Origin of the sequence: Streptomyces sp. Je 1-79 (assembly GCF_025195125.1) — a bacterium.
Lineage (GTDB): Bacteria > Actinomycetota > Actinomycetes > Streptomycetales > Streptomycetaceae > Streptomyces.
On record NZ_JAMGSL010000011.1, the window covers coordinates 147,326 to 164,180 of the forward strand.

General features: G+C 72.9%; 14 protein-coding genes and 2 tRNA genes. 14 read left to right on the plus strand and 2 right to left on the minus strand.

All coding sequences use genetic code 11. The annotated features are described in order from the left end of the window. The first annotated feature begins 58 nt into the window (after positions 1 to 58). The 8 genes from M5362_RS23425 to M5362_RS23460 all read left to right on the plus strand — a co-directional run bounded on the left by M5362_RS23425 (position 59) and on the right by M5362_RS23460 (position 7,865). Positions 59 to 1,138, plus strand: coding sequence for an ABC transporter ATP-binding protein (locus tag M5362_RS23425; RefSeq protein WP_374214517.1), 1,080 nt, complete (start codon positions 59 to 61; stop codon positions 1,136 to 1,138). A 16-nt stretch (positions 1,139 to 1,154) separates the two neighbouring features. Next, positions 1,155 to 2,030 (plus strand): 2-aminoethylphosphonate ABC transporter permease subunit, encoded by an 876-nt coding sequence (locus tag M5362_RS23430; protein WP_260229681.1) that lies wholly within the window; start codon positions 1,155 to 1,157, stop codon positions 2,028 to 2,030. Further along, positions 2,017 to 2,814 (plus strand): ABC transporter permease, encoded by a 798-nt coding sequence (locus tag M5362_RS23435; protein ID WP_260229682.1) that lies wholly within the window; start codon positions 2,017 to 2,019, stop codon positions 2,812 to 2,814. The genes M5362_RS23430 and M5362_RS23435 overlap by 14 nt, the downstream gene beginning before the upstream one ends. Before the next feature lie 23 nt (positions 2,815 to 2,837). Then, positions 2,838 to 3,905 carry a 2-aminoethylphosphonate ABC transporter substrate-binding protein gene (locus tag M5362_RS23440; protein WP_260229683.1) on the plus strand — a complete coding sequence of 356 codons (1,068 nt, stop codon included), beginning with the start codon at positions 2,838 to 2,840 and terminating at the stop codon, positions 3,903 to 3,905. Between the two features lie 165 nt (positions 3,906 to 4,070). Beyond that, positions 4,071 to 5,603, plus strand: coding sequence for an alkaline phosphatase family protein (locus M5362_RS23445; RefSeq protein WP_260229783.1), 1,533 nt, complete (start codon positions 4,071 to 4,073; stop codon positions 5,601 to 5,603). Positions 5,604 to 5,684: 81 nt separating this feature from the next. After that, complete coding sequence (locus M5362_RS23450) at positions 5,685 to 6,464, plus strand: HAD-IIA family hydrolase (protein ID WP_260229684.1); 780 nt, start codon at positions 5,685 to 5,687, stop codon at positions 6,462 to 6,464. An 86-nt stretch (positions 6,465 to 6,550) separates the two neighbouring features. Further along, a complete protein-coding gene (locus M5362_RS23455) occupies positions 6,551 to 7,204 on the plus strand; it encodes a PT domain-containing protein (protein WP_260229685.1) in 654 nt (217 codons plus the stop codon). A gap of 28 nt (positions 7,205 to 7,232) precedes the next feature. Then, the gene (locus tag M5362_RS23460; RefSeq protein WP_260229784.1) at positions 7,233 to 7,865 is read left to right on the plus strand and encodes a class F sortase; all 633 of its coding nucleotides are present in this window, start codon (positions 7,233 to 7,235) and stop codon (positions 7,863 to 7,865) included. A gap of 365 nt (positions 7,866 to 8,230) precedes the next feature. On the opposite strand, the gene M5362_RS23465 is transcribed toward M5362_RS23460, so the two are convergent. Continuing rightward, a tRNA-Lys gene (locus M5362_RS23465) sits at positions 8,231 to 8,304 on the minus strand. Between the two features lie 184 nt (positions 8,305 to 8,488). Here M5362_RS23465 and M5362_RS23470 point away from each other — a divergent pair. From M5362_RS23470 to M5362_RS23495, 6 genes are all read left to right on the plus strand, one after another. Continuing rightward, complete coding sequence (locus M5362_RS23470; protein WP_260229686.1) at positions 8,489 to 9,862, plus strand: peptidoglycan-binding protein; 1,374 nt, start codon at positions 8,489 to 8,491, stop codon at positions 9,860 to 9,862. Between the two features lie 24 nt (positions 9,863 to 9,886). Further along, positions 9,887 to 12,232 (plus strand): SPFH domain-containing protein, encoded by a 2,346-nt coding sequence (locus M5362_RS23475; RefSeq protein WP_260229687.1) that lies wholly within the window; start codon positions 9,887 to 9,889, stop codon positions 12,230 to 12,232. A gap of 188 nt (positions 12,233 to 12,420) precedes the next feature. Next, entirely contained in the window at positions 12,421 to 13,011 is a 591-nt protein-coding gene (locus M5362_RS23480; RefSeq protein WP_260229688.1) for a lytic polysaccharide monooxygenase, read from the plus strand. A gap of 25 nt (positions 13,012 to 13,036) precedes the next feature. Then, positions 13,037 to 14,731: an AMP-binding protein gene (locus M5362_RS23485; RefSeq protein ID WP_260229689.1), complete on the plus strand. Its 1,695-nt coding sequence runs from the start codon at positions 13,037 to 13,039 to the stop codon at positions 14,729 to 14,731. A gap of 71 nt (positions 14,732 to 14,802) precedes the next feature. Further along, the gene (locus tag M5362_RS23490) at positions 14,803 to 16,104 is read left to right on the plus strand and encodes a sensor histidine kinase (protein WP_260229690.1); all 1,302 of its coding nucleotides are present in this window, start codon (positions 14,803 to 14,805) and stop codon (positions 16,102 to 16,104) included. Beyond that, complete coding sequence (locus M5362_RS23495) at positions 16,035 to 16,697, plus strand: response regulator transcription factor (RefSeq protein ID WP_260229691.1); 663 nt, start codon at positions 16,035 to 16,037, stop codon at positions 16,695 to 16,697. Before M5362_RS23490 ends, M5362_RS23495 begins: the two co-directional genes overlap by 70 nt. 67 nt (positions 16,698 to 16,764) lie before the next feature. On the opposite strand, the gene M5362_RS23500 is transcribed toward M5362_RS23495, so the two are convergent. Next, positions 16,765 to 16,838: transfer RNA gene (locus M5362_RS23500), tRNA-Lys, on the minus strand. Positions 16,839 to 16,855: the final 17 nt, after the last annotated feature.

Below are 16,855 nucleotides of genomic sequence, written 5' to 3' on the forward strand. Positions count from 1 at the left end.
AGGCGGACCGGTGACGGCGCCCGGCGCAGCCGCCACGGGCACCGCCGTCGGGGCCGCCGTGACCGGCACCGCCGTGACCGGCGCGCGGCGCAGTGGCATCCGCTTCGACTCCGTCTCCGTCGCGTACGGCAACCACACCGTCCTCGACTCCCTCGACCTGACCGTCGAACCCGGTGAGGTCATGGCCCTCCTCGGGCCCTCCGGCTCCGGCAAGACCACCGCCCTGCGCGCCGTCGCCGGGTTCGTGCGGCCGGTCTCCGGGCGGGTGTTCATCGGCGACCGCGACGTCACGGCCCTCCCGCCGCACCGGCGGGGGATCGGGATGGTCGTCCAGCAGTACGCCCTCTTCCCGCACATGCGGGTCGAGGACAACGTGGCCTTCGGTCTGAAGGCGCAGAAGGCGCCGAAGGCCGAGATCCCCGGCAGGGTCGCCGAGGCCCTGGAGATGACCGGGATGGCGGCCTACGCCAAGCGCTACCCGCGCGAGCTGTCCGGCGGACAGCAGCAGCGCGTGGCGATCGCACGGGCGCTCGCCATCCGGCCGAACGTCCTGCTCCTCGACGAGCCGCTGTCCGCGCTCGACGCGCAGCTGCGCTCCGGGATGCTCGCCGAACTGGCGCGGCTCCACCGCGAGCTGCCGGACGTCTCGATCCTGTACGTCACCCACGACCAGGTCGAGGCGCTGACCCTCGCCGACCGGATCGCCGTCATGGACAGGGCCCGGCTCCGGGACTGCGGCACGCCGCAGGACCTGTACCGCCGTCCGCGTACGGAGTTCACGGCGTCGTTCGTCGGCAACGCGAACCTGCTGCCGGTGACGGTCGGGACGGGCACGGTCTCCCTCGGCGGCGCCGAGCTGAAGGTCGCCACGGACGACGTGGCCCCGGGCGCGGCGGCCACCCTCTGCGTACGCCCGCACCTGGTCGGCCTCGGCGAAGGCCCGAACGCGCTGCGGGGCCGGATCGCCGAGGTGCAGTGGCGGGGTTCGACTCACCGGCTGTACGTCGACGTCGAAGGGCACCGCATGAAGGCGGACGTACGCGAGCTGCGGGAGACGCCGGCGCTCGGCGACGAGGTCACGCTGCACTTCGCGCCGGAGGACGGGGTGCTGCTGGGCGCCGGGGTGACCGATGGGTGACCCGAAGGGGCTGGTCATGACGGCTGAGCGCCCACCTGGCGTCGTCCCGGTCCGCCCCGCCCCCGCGGAGCGGACGCCCGTGACGCGCTCCCGGAAGGTGCCCGCCTGGGTCTGGGCCCTGCCCCCCGTCGCCGTGCTCGCTCTCGTCTTCCTCTACCCCCTCGCCCTCGTCGTCCAGGAGTCCCTCGCCCCCGGTGCCTACGCCGACGTCTTCGGCTCCCAGGCCTTCCGGGAGGCGCTCGTCACCACCGTGTGGCTGGCCGTGGGGTCCACCGCCGGGTGCCTGGTCCTCGGGTTCGTGCTCGCGCTCGTCATCGCGTTCGTGCCGTTCCCCGGCGGGAAGGCGGTGTCGAAGTTCATCGACGTCTTCCTCTCCTTCCCGTCCTTCCTCATCACGCTCGCCCTGCTCTTCCTCTACGGCACGGTCGGCATGGCCAACGGCCTGTGGACGGACCTCACGGGCGCCGAGGCCGGGCCCTTCCAGTTCCTGACCACGCCCTGGGGTGTCCTCCTCGCCGAGATCACGTACTTCACGCCGTTCGTGATGCGCCCGCTCCTCGCCGCGTTCTCGCAGATGGAGACCGCCCAGCTGGAGGTCGCCTCCTCCCTCGGGGCGAGGCCGCTGCGCATCGTCCGGCAGGTGATCCTGCCCGAGGCGCTGCCCGCGCTCGCCGCCGGCGGAAGCCTCGTCCTGGTCATGTGCCTGAACGAGTTCGGGATCGTCCTCTTCACCGGCGCCAAGGGCGTCACGACCCTCCCGATGCTCGTCTACGGCAAGGCCATCCTCGAGTCCGACTACGCCGCCGCCTGTGTCGTCGCCGTCGTCAACGTCGCGATCTCCGTGGGCCTCTACGGCCTCTACCGGGTGGTGAGCCGTCGTGCTGGTGCATAGCCGTACGGGCAGGTGGACGGTGTGGACCCTCTTCGCGGTCCTCTTCGTGCCGCTCTTCGCCCTCCCGCTCCTGGTGATCCTGGCCGCCTCGTTCTCCACGAACTGGTCCGGGGCCTTCCCCTCCGGGCCGACCGCGGAGCACTACGCGGCCGCGGTCCGCGGCGAGTCCCTCCAGGCGCTGACCACCAGCCTCGTCACCGCCGTCACCGCGAGCCTGCTCGCGCTGACCGCCGGCACCTGGGCCGCGATCGCCGCCCACGCCCTGCGGAAGAACGGTCGTCGCGTGCTCGACGCGCTGTTCATGCTGCCGGTCGCCGTGCCCTCGGTCGTGGTCGGCCTGGCCGTCCTGGTCGCCTTCTCACAGCCGCCCGTGCTCCTGAACGGCACGCGCTGGATCGTGATCCTCGCGCACACCGTCCTTGTCACGGCGTTCGCCTACCAGTCGGTTTCGGCCGCCATCCTCCGTCTCGACCCGATGTACGAGCAGGCGGCGGCCAGCCTCGGCGCCCGCCCCGCGTACGTCCTGCTCCGGGTGAAGCTGCCGCTCCTGCTGCCGTCGCTCAACGCGGCCGCCGGGCTCTGCTTCGCCCTGTCCATGGGCGAGTTGAGCGCCACGATGATGCTCTACCCGCCGGACTGGCTGCCGCTGCCGGTGCTGATCTTCACCGCCACCGACCGCGGCTCCCTCTTCACCGGCTCTGCGCTCGCCGTGGTCCTCATGGCCACGACCCTGCTCGTCCTGCTCGCCGTCTCCCGTATCCGTACCAGAGCTTCCTACCGCTGAACCACCCAGGAGAGAACGACGTCATGCGTACCTCGTCCAGAATCCTCAAGCCGATCGCCGCCCTCACCGGCAGCCTCGCCCTCGCCGCGACCCTCACCGCCTGCGGCGGCTCCTCCGCCGCCTCCGACGAGAAGGTCGTCACCGTCTACAGCGCCGACGGCCTCAAGGGCGAGAAGGGCGACGGCTGGTACGACAAGGTCTTCGCCGACTTCGAGAAGCAGACCGGCATCAAGGTCAAGTACGTCGAGGGCGGTTCCGGCGAGATGGTGCAGCGCGCCGTCCGCGAGAAGAACAACACCCAGGCCGACGTCATCGTGACCCTGCCGCCCTTCATCCAGCAGGCCGACTCCAAGGGGCTGCTCCAGGCGTACACCCCGAAGGGCTCCGAGCAGGTCGACGGCGGGAACAAGGCCGCCGACGGCAAGTGGACCTCCGTCGTCAACAACTACTTCGGCTTCGTCTACAACAAGCAGCGGCTGAAGGAGGCCCCCACGACCTGGGAGCAGCTCCTCGACGGGAAGTTCAAGAACAAGCTCCAGTACTCCACCCCCGGTGTCGCGGGCGACGGCACGGCCGTCGTCATCAAGGCGATGAACGACTTCGGCGGCCAGGAGCCGGCGATGGAGTACCTGAAGAAGCTCCAGGCCAACAACGTCGGCCCGTCCTCTTCCACCTCCAAGCTCGCCCCCAAGGTCGACAAGGGCGAGATCCTCGTCGCCAACGGCGACGTCCAGATGAACTTCGCCCAGTCCAAGTCCATGCCGAACCTCGGCATCTGGTTCCCGGCCAAGGACGGCGGCAGGCCCACCACCTTCGCCCTGCCGTACGCCGCCGGACTGGTGAACAAGGCGCCGCACACCGAGAACGGCAAGAAGCTGCTCGACTTCATGCTCGGCGAGCAGGCCCAGCGCGAGGTCAGTGCGATCGGCGGCGGCTTCCCGGCCCGCAAGGACATCAAGGCGACCGACGCCAACGCCATCGAGCTGGCCGAGCTGATCGAGGGCGTCGAGGTCTTCGAGCCCGACTGGGCCGACATCGACAAGAACCTGACCACGTACGTCGACGCGTGGAAGACGGCAACCGGCAGCTGACACCGGAAGCTCACCACGGGCTTCCAAGAGTTCACCGCACGGTCCTGGAATCCCTCCGCATGTAGCGGAATGATAACGGGTACGGACCAACGCCTCCGAGGAATCGGGGGCGTTGGCGCGTCCTCACCCCCTTCCACGGAGGATCCGAAGATGCCGATCACTGGCATGTCCACCGGTATGTCCCGCCGCACCGTGCTCGCCGCGGCCGGTGCCACCGCGGCCCTCGCCGCCGCGGGTACGGCCGTCGCGCCCGCCGCCCACGCCGCCGCCCCCACGCTCCCGAACGGCACCAGCAAGGACAAGGTGCTCGTCGTCGGCATGGACGGGCTGCGTCACGACCGGATCGACGCCGCCGACGCCCCGACGCTCAAGTCGATGATGGCGAACGGCACGTACGGCCTGTCGCTGCTCTACGCCAACCCGATGGCCGCCACCTCCTCCGGCCCCGGCTGGTCGACCATCTCCACCGGAGTCTGGCCCGACAAGCACGGCGTGAAGGACAACACCTTCGCCGGCAAGAACTACGCCACCTACCCCGGCTTCCTCGCCCGGCTGCACCAGGTCCGGCCGGGCCTCTCGCTCTTCGCCGCCGTCGACTGGCCCGAGCTGGACACCCACGGCACGGTCACCCCCGGCGCCGACGCCAAGCTGGTGTACGACAACAACTACGCCGTGAACGACAAGGTCATCACGGACGCCACCGAGTCCATCCTCCGCAACCAGAACCCGGACGTCCTCTTCGTCTACTTCGGCGAGACCGACGAGATGGGCCACTCCTACGGCGCCGCCAGTCAGAAGTACCTCGACGCCATCGCCGTCCAGGACGGTTACCTCGGCCGCCTCCTCGCCGCCATCAAGGCCCGCCCCTCCTACGCCTCCGAGCGCTGGACGGTCATCGTCACCACCGACCACGGCCACACCGACGGCGGCGGACACGGCGGCTCCGCCATCGAGGAGCGCCGCACCTTCGTCCTCGCCCAGGGCCCCGGCATCGCCGCCGGCGCCCGGCCCATCGACACCCGGCTCGTCGACGTCGCCGCCACCGTCTTCCACCAGCTGGGCATCACCCCCGACCCGTCCTGGGGCCTGGACGGCAAGCCGGTCCAGCAGCGCTCCACCGACCCCTTCGACGCGCTGCACCCCTCCCTCACCGGCCGCGTCGACGAGACCGGCATCCCCGCAGGCGTCCTCGGCTTCACCCACACCGCGCCCGGCGGCTGGTCCGTCATCAACAACGCCATGGGGACCGGCGGCATGACCGAGTGGCGCGGCTGGGCCTTCGCCACCGACGAGTTCTGGTCCCGCACCCAGCGCGACCAGTCCCGCGAGCTCAACGTCCGCTCCCGGGGCGTCTTCGCCGTCGCCGACTCCGACGAGTGGGCGGACAAGTCCTTCTCCGGTACGTACGACTCGACCCTGGTCACCCCGGCGTACAGCGTCTCCGGCAAGACGCGGGCGACCCTCGACTTCACCACCTTCTACCGCCAGGAGGGCAGCCAGACCGCCCAGGTCCTGGCCTCCTTCAACGGCGGTACGCCGACGGTCGTCAAGAGCTACACCTCCGACGTCGTCTCCCAGCCGCAGTCCCTCACCGTGAACGTCCCCGCCGGGGCGTCCAGTGTGAGCTTCCGCTTCCGCTACACCGGATCCAACAACTGGTACTGGGTGATCGACGGGGTCAAGGTCACGGCTTCCTGATTAGGCTGGGGGCGTCGCCACAGCGCTGTCGCGGCGCCCCCAGCACACCGCACGATTTCTGTACGGCAGGAGTCCCCGCACATGGCAGAGCGCAAGCCGATCGAATCCTGGCTCACCGACATGGACGGAGTCCTCATCCACGAGGGTGTCCCGATCCCCGGCGCCGACGCGTTCATCAAGAAGCTGCGGGAGACCGGGAAGCCGTTCCTGGTTCTCACGAACAACTCGATCTACACCGCCCGCGACCTGCACGCCCGCCTGGCCCGCATGGGCCTGGAGGTGCCGGTGGAGAACATCTGGACCTCGGCGCTCGCCACCGCCAAGTTCCTCGACGACCAGCGCCCCGGCGGCACCGCGTACGTCATCGGCGAGGCCGGCCTGACCACGGCGCTGCACGACATCGGCTACGTCCTCACCGACCACGACCCCGACTACGTGGTCCTCGGCGAGACCCGGACGTACTCCTTCGAGGCCATGACCAAGGCCGTCCGGCTCATCAACGCCGGCGCCCGCTTCATCTGCACCAACCCCGACGAGACCGGCCCCTCCCTGGAGGGCCCGCTGCCGGCCACCGGCTCCGTCGCCGCGCTGATCACCAAGGCCACCGGCAAGGAGCCGTACTTCGCGGGCAAGCCGAACCCGCTTATGATGCGCACCGGCCTGAACGCCATCGGCGCCCACTCCGAGACCAGCGCCATGATCGGCGACCGGATGGACACCGACATCCTGGCCGGTCTGGAGGCGGGCATGCAGACCTTCCTGGTCCTCACCGGTCTGACGACGCAGACGGAGGTGGACCGTTACCCGTTCCGCCCCTCCAAGATCGTCAAGTCGATCGCCGACATCGTGGACCGCGTCTAGAAATCCCCAGGTCGGACGCCCAGCCGGCCCCCTGCGGATGCGAGAGCAGCCGAAACGGGTGACCCTGCCAGTATCAGGAGGTCACGATGCGTTCAGGTCCCATTGCTCTCCGTGCCGCAGGGGCGGCCGCCATCCTGGTGCTGGCGCCCACGGCCGGTACCGCCTTCGCCGGGGACGGCGTCAGGGCCACGGTCACCCCGTCCACGGCCCGGCCCGGCGCCGATGTCGACGTCCGCGTCCAGGGCTGCAAGGGCACGACCGGCGCAGCCACGTCCCGGGCGTTCGTCGCCGACGCCGAGCTCACCGGCCGGGGCGGGGGCGACCGGGTCCTCTTCGGGGACACCACGGTCAGGTCGGGGCTGAAGAGCGGTACGTACAAGGTCAGCGTGGTCTGCGACGGCCGCGAGCACCGTGACGCCGGCGTGTTCCACGTCGAGAAGCACAAGCCCGAGCCCACGCACGAGCCGACCCACCGGCCCACGCACGAGCCGACCCATCGGCCTACGCACGAGCCGACCCACCGGCCCACGCATCACCCGAGCCCGTACGCCCCGGTCCGGGCCGGTGGCGGCGGCGCGGCCCGGGCGGTCCCGGCCGAACCCGTCGCGCCGGGCGTCGCCCAGACCACCAGCGAGAACGGCCTCGGCACCCCGTACACCCTGGTCGGCCTGGGGATGGCCGCGATCGCCGCGGTGGCCGTCGCCTTCCGCAGCGCACGCCGTCGCGGGGCGGGCGACTGAGGTGTCCGCCGGCCCCGGCAACGGGCGGATGCTGACCGGTGTGGCCTGGGCGGTCCTCCTCTCGGGGCTCTGGCTCTGGGGCCGCGGGATCACCGACGGACCCGGCGGCGCCTCCGCCCCCGCCACCGGCGACATAGCCGCGGTCGGCCGCCCTGCCGGTGCGTCCCTGCCCCCGGCTCACCCGCCCCTGCGTCCCGCCGAGCCCCGCCGGGTCGAGATCCCGTCGCTCGGGATCGCCGCGCCGGTCGTCGGGCGCGGCCTGGACCGTACGGGGGCGGTGGACCCGCCGCCGTACGAGATGCCCGAGTCGGTCGGCTGGTTCCGCCCCGGTACGCGGCCGGGCGCGGAGGGCGCGGCCCTCTTCGTCGGCCATGTCGACACGGAGACCCGGCCGGCCGTCTTCTACGGCCTGAGCGCCGCACGCCCCGGCGCCGTCGTCAAGGTGACCCGCGCGGACGGCTCGATCGCGGAGTTCACCGTCGACGACGTGCGGGTCTTCCCCCGGGAGGGCTTCGACGCGCGGAAGGTGTACGGGCAGCGCGAGGCCGGTCGGGCCGAGCTGCGCCTGATCACCTGCGGCGGGACCTTCGACCGCGAATCCGGTACGTACACGGCGAACGTGGTGGTCTCCGCGTACCTCACCGGGGCGAGCCGGGCGTGACCGCGGGGGCGTGAGGGTCCGCGCCCGGTCACCCGGGCCCGGCCGGCGGGCACCTGATTCATCGGGTCCGCCTGGCGGACCACGCGCCCGGCGGCCGGGCCGGTCCTCGACCGCGGGCGCACGGGCTGCGGGAGGAGCCCGGCGCTGCCGCGGGAGGTTCGGGTTCCGCAACTGTAGAACGGGCGTCCGGCCCGGGCCCAGATTTCCCCGCGACACGATGAGATCGACCGGATTCCGTACGGTCGGGTGGACGGTCCCGTGGACGGGCGGTTCAACCCGGCGTCCGAGGCGAGTCGTCGGGACGGTGTCGGGGCGGGAAACGGTCGAGGCCCCCTCACCGATGGTGAGGGGGCCTCGACTCTGCGTGCGCCGCCAGGGACTCGAACCCCGGACCCGCTGATTAAGAGTCAGCTGCTCTAACCAACTGAGCTAGCGGCGCCTGCTGACCTGCGTAACTCTACCCGACGTTCGAGGGTGCTCCGGACCATTACCGGTCCCTATCGGCCTGTCGGATGGTCGTATCAGGCCTTCGATCCGTCAAAATGCGATATGTCCAGACAGTTGAGACACTGACGCCCGTGCACAAGGGTCAAAAGATCTTGACGAGTGTGGAGGGGAATCGCATGAGCGTGCCGGTCTTCGAGGAGTTCGAGCCCGCGGCCGACTGCGGCTGCGCGGGCTGCGCCCAGCGGCGGCGCGATCTCGCCCTTGGCCTGCCCGTACGGGCGGGCGGTCACCCGGCGGCGCACGGAGCGCGCCGCGCGCTGGTGCTGGTGACCGCGGCGGGAGTGGTCCTCGGCGGCGGGGGAGCGGGTGCGTTCGCCCGGCAGCCGGACCCGGTGACGCCCGTCACACCGGCGGGCACGGCGACCGGGGCCGAGGGGGCGGGTGCCTCGCGGGCCGCCGCCGGACCGAGCCCCGACACCCCTCAGGGCGGCGCGGGACCGCTGCACGGAGCACCGGGCCCCGGCCCGCAGCCGTCCCCCGACGCCGCCCCGACGATCAGTCAGATCACCGGCCAGTCCCTGCGGAAGACCACCCGCGCCGAGATCGTCAACCGCGCCAAGCGGTGGGTGAACGCCCAGGTCCCGTACTCGATGGAGCGGTACTGGTCCGACGGCTACCGCCAGGACTGCTCGGGCTACATCTCGATGGTGTGGAACCTGCGCGGCAACGAGTGGACCGGCAGCCTGGACCGCTTCGCCGAGCGGATCGACCGCACACAGCTCCAGGCCGGCGACATCCTGCTCTTCCACAACCCGGCGAACCCGACGACGGGCTCGCACGTCACGCTCTTCGGCGGCTGGACGGACTACACGCACACGTCGTACATCGCGTACGAGCAGACCAAGCCGCGCACGCGCCGGCAGGCGACGCCGCTGGCGTACTGGGTCGACTCCGACCGCTACGTCGCCTACCGCTACAAGGGCGTGGTCAGCGGCGGCACCGGTGGCGGCTCGGCGGCGGCGACGGTGTACCCGGGCTCGGCGATGTTCGGCCCCGGCGCGAACAACGCGCACGTCACCCGGCTCGGGCAGCTGCTCATCCGGAACGGCGGCAAGAAGCACTACGGCCAGGGCCCGGGGCCGCGCTGGGGCGAGGCGGACCGGCAGGCGACGGCGGCGTTCCAGCGGGCGCAGGGCTGGAAGGGCAAAAAGGCGGACGGGATGCCCGGGCCGCACACCTGGCGCGTGCTGGTGACCGGCAAGGGGCGGAGCATCGGCGGTTCGAGTGGTTCGGGGGGCCCGAGCGCGAATGTGCCGGGGTTCCCCGGGCGTGGCTACTTCCGTCCGGGCCAATCCAGCGCATATGTGGAGAAGCTGGGCAAACAGCTGGTGAAGCGGGGCTACGGCAAGCACTACCTGTCGGGTCCCGGTCCGCGCTGGAGCGAGGCGGACCGTCGCAATGTCGAGGCGTTCCAGCGGGCACAGGGATGGCGCGGCGGCGCGGCCGACGGCTACCCGGGCCCGGAGACCTGGCGGCGCTTGTTCCGATGACCCCGAGAGCATGAGGTGGACCCCATGACCGCAACGACGCCAACGCCCGACTCGGGCGCGGCGGCAAGCCGCGACGCGGCCCGCACGGCCCGGCGCCTGACGGCGGAGCCGCGCGGCCCGAGACCGTCGCTCCGCCCACCGGAGCCCGCCGAGGAGGGCGGCTCCGACCGGCCCGACGGGACGCAGGCCGTCCAGCGCCCGGCGGACCAGACCGGTGCGGCCGACGCGAACGCGGTGGCGGTGGCCTCGGAGGCCGGTCCGGCGACGGGACAGGCCCCGACCGGCGCGAACGCGCTGGCCCCGGGCGGTTCCGAGGCGCGTGCGGGCGCCCCCTCAGGTGCGCCGGGCGCCTGCGGGGCCTCGGAGCCCCTGCCCGCCCCGGATGCCCCCGGGGCAAAGGCTCCTGAGGGCACGACAGCCCGCCCGGAGGCGCCGATGCCCCCCACCGGCGCGGATGCCGGCCCCCGTACGCCGGGATCCCCCGGTGAGACGGCCGCCACGGCGCCGGGTGCGACGAGCGGTTCGGCGACGGACCCCCGCCCGCCGGGAGCGGCGGCCCACCCGGCCGGCACTCCCACCGGCGCGGATGCCGGCCCTCGTACGCCGAGTGCCCTCGGCGCCGCCTCCGCCCCGGTGAGCGTCACGGACGCGGCAGCCCGCCCGTCCGGTGCCCCAGCCGGTCCGCATGCCGGACCGCGTACGCCGGGATCCCCCGGCGGGACAGCCGCCACGGCGCCGGGTGTGACGAGCGGTTCGGCGACCGGCCCCCGTACGCCGGAAGCCCACGGGGCGACGGCGTCGCGCGTCGCGGGCGCTGTGGAGACGGGCCCCGGTACGCCCGGCGGGGCACCCCGCCCGGCGGCGGGCAAGGGCCCGGGTCCGCTCCCCGCCTCGCCGGAGTCCGACCCCCGTACCCCGGGGGCCACCGGCCCGGTTGCCGCGAGTGACGCGGCGCGGTCCCGTACGCCGCAAGCCTCGGCCGCCACCGCACCGAGCGCCCATGGCGGCTCGGCGACCGCCCCCCGTACGCCGCAAGCCTCCGCCGCCCCCGCACCGACCGCCGCGAACGGCGAGCCCGGTCCCTCGCGCGCCGCGGAGGCGGCGACGCCCAAGGGGCCGGAGGCCGGATCCCGTGCAGCGGGCGGTCGCCCCAAGCACGCCCCCGACCTGCACCGGATCGTCCGTGGCGAGGTCGGGGTCGTCGCCGTGCCCGTCGTCGCCGAGGCGCCCGTGCTCGCCCGGCCCGTCGGACGGCGGAAGAACGTGATCGGGGCCGAGACGACCGGGTCGATCCCCGTGCACCTGCTCTTCCGGGACCAGCCCGACGCCGACGCCGACTCCCGCGCGGACGACGACGGCGGCCCCGCCACCGTCGCCATGCCCGCACCCGTCGCACCCGCCCCGCCCAAGGCCGTCATCCCCGCCCCCACCCGCCCCGAGCCTTCCCGGCCCGCGCCCACCGCCGACCCGAAGCTCGTCGAGCGGGACGGGGCCGTGCTGCCCGGGTGGACCGGGGTCGTCGCAGGGGCGCTCGCGCTCACCGGGTGCGCTGCCATGGTGTGGTGGGTCGGGGCCGTCCCCGACCCGTTCACGCGCATGCTCCGGCTGCCCCCGCGTCCGTACAACGGCATCCACCTCGGTCAGTGGGCCCTCCTCACCCTCGGCGTCCTGCTCACCCTCTTCTCCCTCGGCGGTCTCGGCCGCGGTCGCGTCGGCTACGCCTGGGTCCTCACCCTCTTCGGCGACTACCGCGGCAGCGTCCGCCGCACCGGTCTCGTCTGGATGAGCCCGCTCCTCCTGCGCCGCCGCGTCGACATCCGCCTCCGTCACTGGCGCAGCGAGCCGCTCTCCGCGGTCGACGCCAAGGGCACCGCGCTCAACGTCGTCGTCCTCGTCGTCTGGCGGATCCGCGACACCGTCCGCGCCGCCCTCGGCGTCGACGGCCACGAGGACTACCTGCGCGAGCAGGTCGAGGCGGCCATGGCCCGGGTCCTGTCCCAGCTCCCGGCCGACGCCTTCCACGAGGACGCCCCGACCCTGCGCGACGCGGAGGCCGTCGGCGAGGCCCTGACCCGGATGCTCTCGGCGGAGTGCGCCCCGGTGGGGATCGACGTGTTCTCGGCGCAGCCGACCCGTATCGAGTACGCACCCGAGCTCGCGGCGGCGATGCAGCGGCGCCGGATCGCCGCGATCGACGCCAAGCACCGCGACAGCGTGCTGACCTCCGTGGTGGACGCCGTGGACGACGTGGTCCACCGGCTGACCACGCGTGGTCTCGTCGAGTTGGACGACTACGAGCGCAAGGCGCTGGTCAAGGACCTGACGGTGGCGTTCTACACCGGCCGTACCGGGCCGGTGGAAGGCGCGTGACTGGTATGGACATGCTCAACTTCCGTCAATACCTTGGTACTTGGTCTAGACCGGAATAGGCACTACCGCACAAGCGAACCACCCGCGTGACAGCACCACGCTCGACCGCACCACCCGCACCACCCGCACCACCCGCACGCGTGCAGCACGGCTCATCGAACTCCCCCACGTTCACCAGGAGCGACAGCATGCGCAAAAAGATAGGCGTGGCGGCGGTGGCGCTCGGCGTCGCCGGCGCCTCCCTCTTCGCCACCAGCAGCGCCAGCAGCCATGGCTACACCGACTCCCCGATCAGTCGTCAGAAGCTCTGCGCCAACGGCACCGTGACCAACTGCGGCAACATCCAGTGGGAGCCGCAGTCGGTCGAGGGCCGTAAGGGCTTCCCGGGCGCCGGACCCGCCGACGGCACGATCTGTGCCGGCGGCAACTCCCAGTTCGCCCAGCTCGACGACCCCCGGGGCGGCGCCTGGCCCACCACGCGGCTCACCGCGGGCCAGAGCCACACCTTCCGCTGGCAGTTCACCGCCCGGCACAGCACCACCGACTTCAAGTACTACATCACCAAGAACGGCTGGAACGGCAGCCAGAAGCTCACCAGGGCCTCGCTCGATCCCCAGCCGTTCCTCACCGTCCCGTACAACAACGCACAGCCGCCGGCCACGCTCTCGCACTCCGGGACCATCCCGGCGGGCAAGACCGGACGGCATCTCATCCTGGCGGTCTGGACGGTCGCGGACACCGCGAACGCGTTCTACGCCTGCTCGGATGTTCAGTTCTGACGTAGCGTCAGTTACCGTCCGGTGTATGACCGAACCCACCGTGGCGGAGCTCGTGCGCCGGCAATGGGGCGACCACAGGGTCGGGCTGAGGACGGGGGACACCGTCCTCACCCATCACCAGATCGCCTCCGGAGCCGCCGCCCGGGCGGCGCTGCTCGTCGATCTGCTGCCCCGGGGTGCCGAGCCGCACCTCGGGGTGCTCCTCGACAACACGCCGGAGTTCCCGCTCTGGCTGAGCGCGGCGGCCCTCGCCGGGGCCGCCGTCGCCGGCATCAACCCCACCCGGCGCGGCGCCGAGCTGGCCCGCGACATCGTCCACACCGACTGCCGCGTCCTGGTCACCCAGCGCGCGTACCTTCCCCTGCTCGACGGGCTGCCCCTGCCCGGCGTACGCGTCCTGGTGACCGACACCGACGCCTACCGGGACCTCCTGACCCCCTTCGAGGGCGCGAAGCCGGGCGAGGCCACGGCCCGTCCGGTGCGCCCCGAGAGCCGGATGCTGCTCTACTTCACCTCCGGCTCGACGGGCGCCCCCAAGGCGGCGATCTGCAGCCAGGGCCGGCTCGCGGCCGCCGGACGCTCGCTCGTCCACCACTTCGGCGTACGGCCCGAGGACGTCCACTACATCTGCATGCCGATGTTCCACGGCAACGCCGTCATCGCGGACTGGGCCCCGGCGCTCGCCGCCGGCGCGGGCGTGGCGCTGCGGGACCGGTTCTCGGCCTCCCGGTTCCTTCCGGACGTCCAGGAGTTCGGCGCGACCTACTTCACCTACGTCGGCCGGGCCGTCCAGTACCTGCTGGCCACCCCGCCGCGACCGGACGACCGCGAGCACCGGCTGCGGCTGGGCTTCGGCACGGAGGCGGGGGCGGTGGACGCGGCCCGCTTCGAGGCACGGTTCGGGGCCCGGCTCGTGGAGGGCTACGGCTCCTCGGAGGGCGGCGCGGCGATCCAGCGGACCCCGGACACCCCGACCGGAGCCATCGGGCGGGCGGCGCCGGGGGACGACCTCGCCGTGGTGGACCCGGAGACCGGCGAGGAGTGCGAGGCCGCCCTCCTCGCGCCCGGCGGCCGGCTCCTCAACGCCTCCGCGGCCATCGGCGAACTCGTCAACCGCGGCCGGAACCCCTTCGAGGGCTACTGGCGCAACCCCGAGGCGGACGCCGCCCGGCTACGCGGAGGCTGGTACTGGACGGGTGACCTCTTCTACCGCGACGCCGAGGGCTTCCTGTACTTCGCGGGCAGGGACGACGACCGGCTGCGGGTCGACAGCGAGAACCTCGCGGCCGCGGTGATCGAGCAGATCCTGTCCCGCTGGGAGCGCGCGGCGGGCGTCGCCGTCTACGCGATACCCGACCCGGTCGCCGGCGACCAGGTGATGACGGCGATCGCCCTGCGCGCGCACGACCCGGGGGACGGCTCCGGGGACCGCCCCTTCGACCCGGGCGCGTTCGAGGAGTTCCTCGCCGCCCAGCCGGACCTGGGTACGAAGATGCCCCCGCGGTTCGTACGCATCGTCCCGAGGCTTCCGCTGACCGCCACGAACAAGATCCATCGCGTGTCCCTCCGCCGGGAGTCCTTCCTCTGCGAGGACCCGGTCTGGTGGCGCCCGCAGCCGGGGAGCCCCTACGAGCCCCTGACCCCGGAGGCCCTCACCGGGATCCGCGCCGCGTACGCCGCCCACGGCCGCTCACCCCGAGGCCCCGGCCTCCCCGGGTAGGGCCGGCCATACCCCCGTACACCCACCAGACCGATGGCCCCGCCCGGCGGCCGCCCCCTACGGTGAACCCCATGTCGCCCCGAACTCCCTGGCAGGCCCTCACCCGGGCCCGGTATCCGCGGACCGTCTGGCCCTGGCGGTCCGCCGGCTATCTGGCGACCGGGGTGGTCACCGGAGCGGCCGCGCTGGGCGTCCTGCTGCTGCTCGCCCTCTTCTCCCTCGTCCTCGTCGGCCTCCCGCTGCTCCTCCTCGCCGGGGTCGCCCTCGGCTCCGTCGAACGCCGCCGCCTCCGGCTCGTCGACCTCGACCCCGCCACCGATCCGCACCGTCTCCCCGACGCCCCCGGCCTGCCGGCCTGGCTCCGCGTCCGCCTCCGGGAGCAGGCCACCTGGCGGGAGTTCGCGTACGCCGTCCTGCACGCCACCGTCCTGTGGCCGCTCGACCTGATCGTCCTCGCCGTGGGCCTCGGTCTGCCCGCCGCCCTGATGAGCGCGCCCCTCCAGCTCGCCGTCGACGGCCGGGAGGCCAAGGTCGTCAAGGCGTACCTGGTCACCTCCTATCCGCAGGCGTTCGCCGCCGCCCTGCTCGGGGCCGTCCTCCTCGTCGCCCTGCTCTATCCGCTGGCCGCGCTCGCGGGGGCCCGCGCCGCCCTGAGCCGCGCCCTGCTCGCACCCCGTGAGGCCGAGCTGCGCCGGCGGATCGGCGAGGTCACCGCCTCCCGGGCCCGGCTCGTCGACGCCTTCGAGGCCGAGCGGCGGCGGATCGAGCGCGATCTCCACGACGGAGCCCAACAGCGTCTGGTCGCCCTCACCATGACCCTCGGGATCGCTCGGCTCGACGCCCCGCCGGGGCCGCTCGCCGACCAGCTCACCCGGGCCCACCAGGAGGCCGGGCGGGTCCTGACCGAGCTGCGGGAACTCATCCACGGCATCCACCCGCAGGTGCTCGCCGACTACGGCCTCGGCGCGGCCCTCGCGGACGCCGCCGACCGCTCCGCCGTCCCCGTCGACACCGACATCGACCTGCCCCGGCTGCCCGCCGCCGTGGAGAGCGCCGGCTACTTCGCCGTCTGCGAGGCGCTGGCCAACATCGGCAGGCACAGCGGCGCCACCAGGGCCCGGATCACCGCCCGGTACGCGAACCGGCGGCTGTGCGTCGGCATCGAGGACGACGGGCGGGGCGGTGCGGACGCCCGGGCCGGGAGCGGACTCACCGGACTCGCCGACCGGCTCGCCGTCCTCGATGGCACACTGACGATCATGAGCCCGCCGGGCGGGCCGACCGTCCTACGAGTGGAGATCCCGTGCCGAGCGCTGTCCGAGCTCTCCGAGTCGTCCTCGCCGAGGACGGCGTCCTCCTCCGTGAGGGGCTGATCGGTCTCCTCGCCCGCTTCGGCCACGAGGTCGTCGCCGCCGTCGGCGACGCGGACGGACTGCGCACGGCCGTCACCGAGCACGACCCGGACGTCGTCGTCACCGACGTCCGGATGCCGCCCGGATTCCAGGACGAGGGGCTGCGCGCCGCCGTCGCCCTGCGGGCCGAGCGGCCGGGGCTGCCCGTCCTCGTCCTGAGCCAGTACGTACAGCGGACCTACGCCGCCGATCTCCTGGACTCGGGCGACGGCACCGGGGTCGGCTATCTCCTCAAGGACCGGGTCGGCCAGGTCGAGGAGTTCCTGGACGCGCTCAGCCGGGTCGCCGACGGGGGCACGGTCGTGGACCCCGAGGTCGTCCGGCAGCTGCTGCGCCGCCGCCGCGATCCGCTGGAGGCGCTGACCCCGCGCGAGCGGGAGGTCCTCGGTCTTGTCGCCGAGGGGCACTCGAACGGGGAGATCGCCCGCCGGCTCTTCGTCACGGAGGCGGCGGTCGGGAAGCACATCGGCAACATCCTGGGGAAGCTGGATCTGCCGCCCGCGGAGGAGACCCACCGCCGGGTCCTCGCGGTCCTCACCTACCTCAGGGCGTGACCGGCGGACGCCACGAAGGGGGAGCACGAAGAAGCCCCCCGCTTCCGCGAGGGGCTTCTTCCGTCTGTGCGCCGCCAGGGACTCGAACCCCGGACCCGCTGATTAAGAGTCAGCTGCTCTAACCAACTGAGCTAGCGGCGCCTGCTGACAGAGAAAAT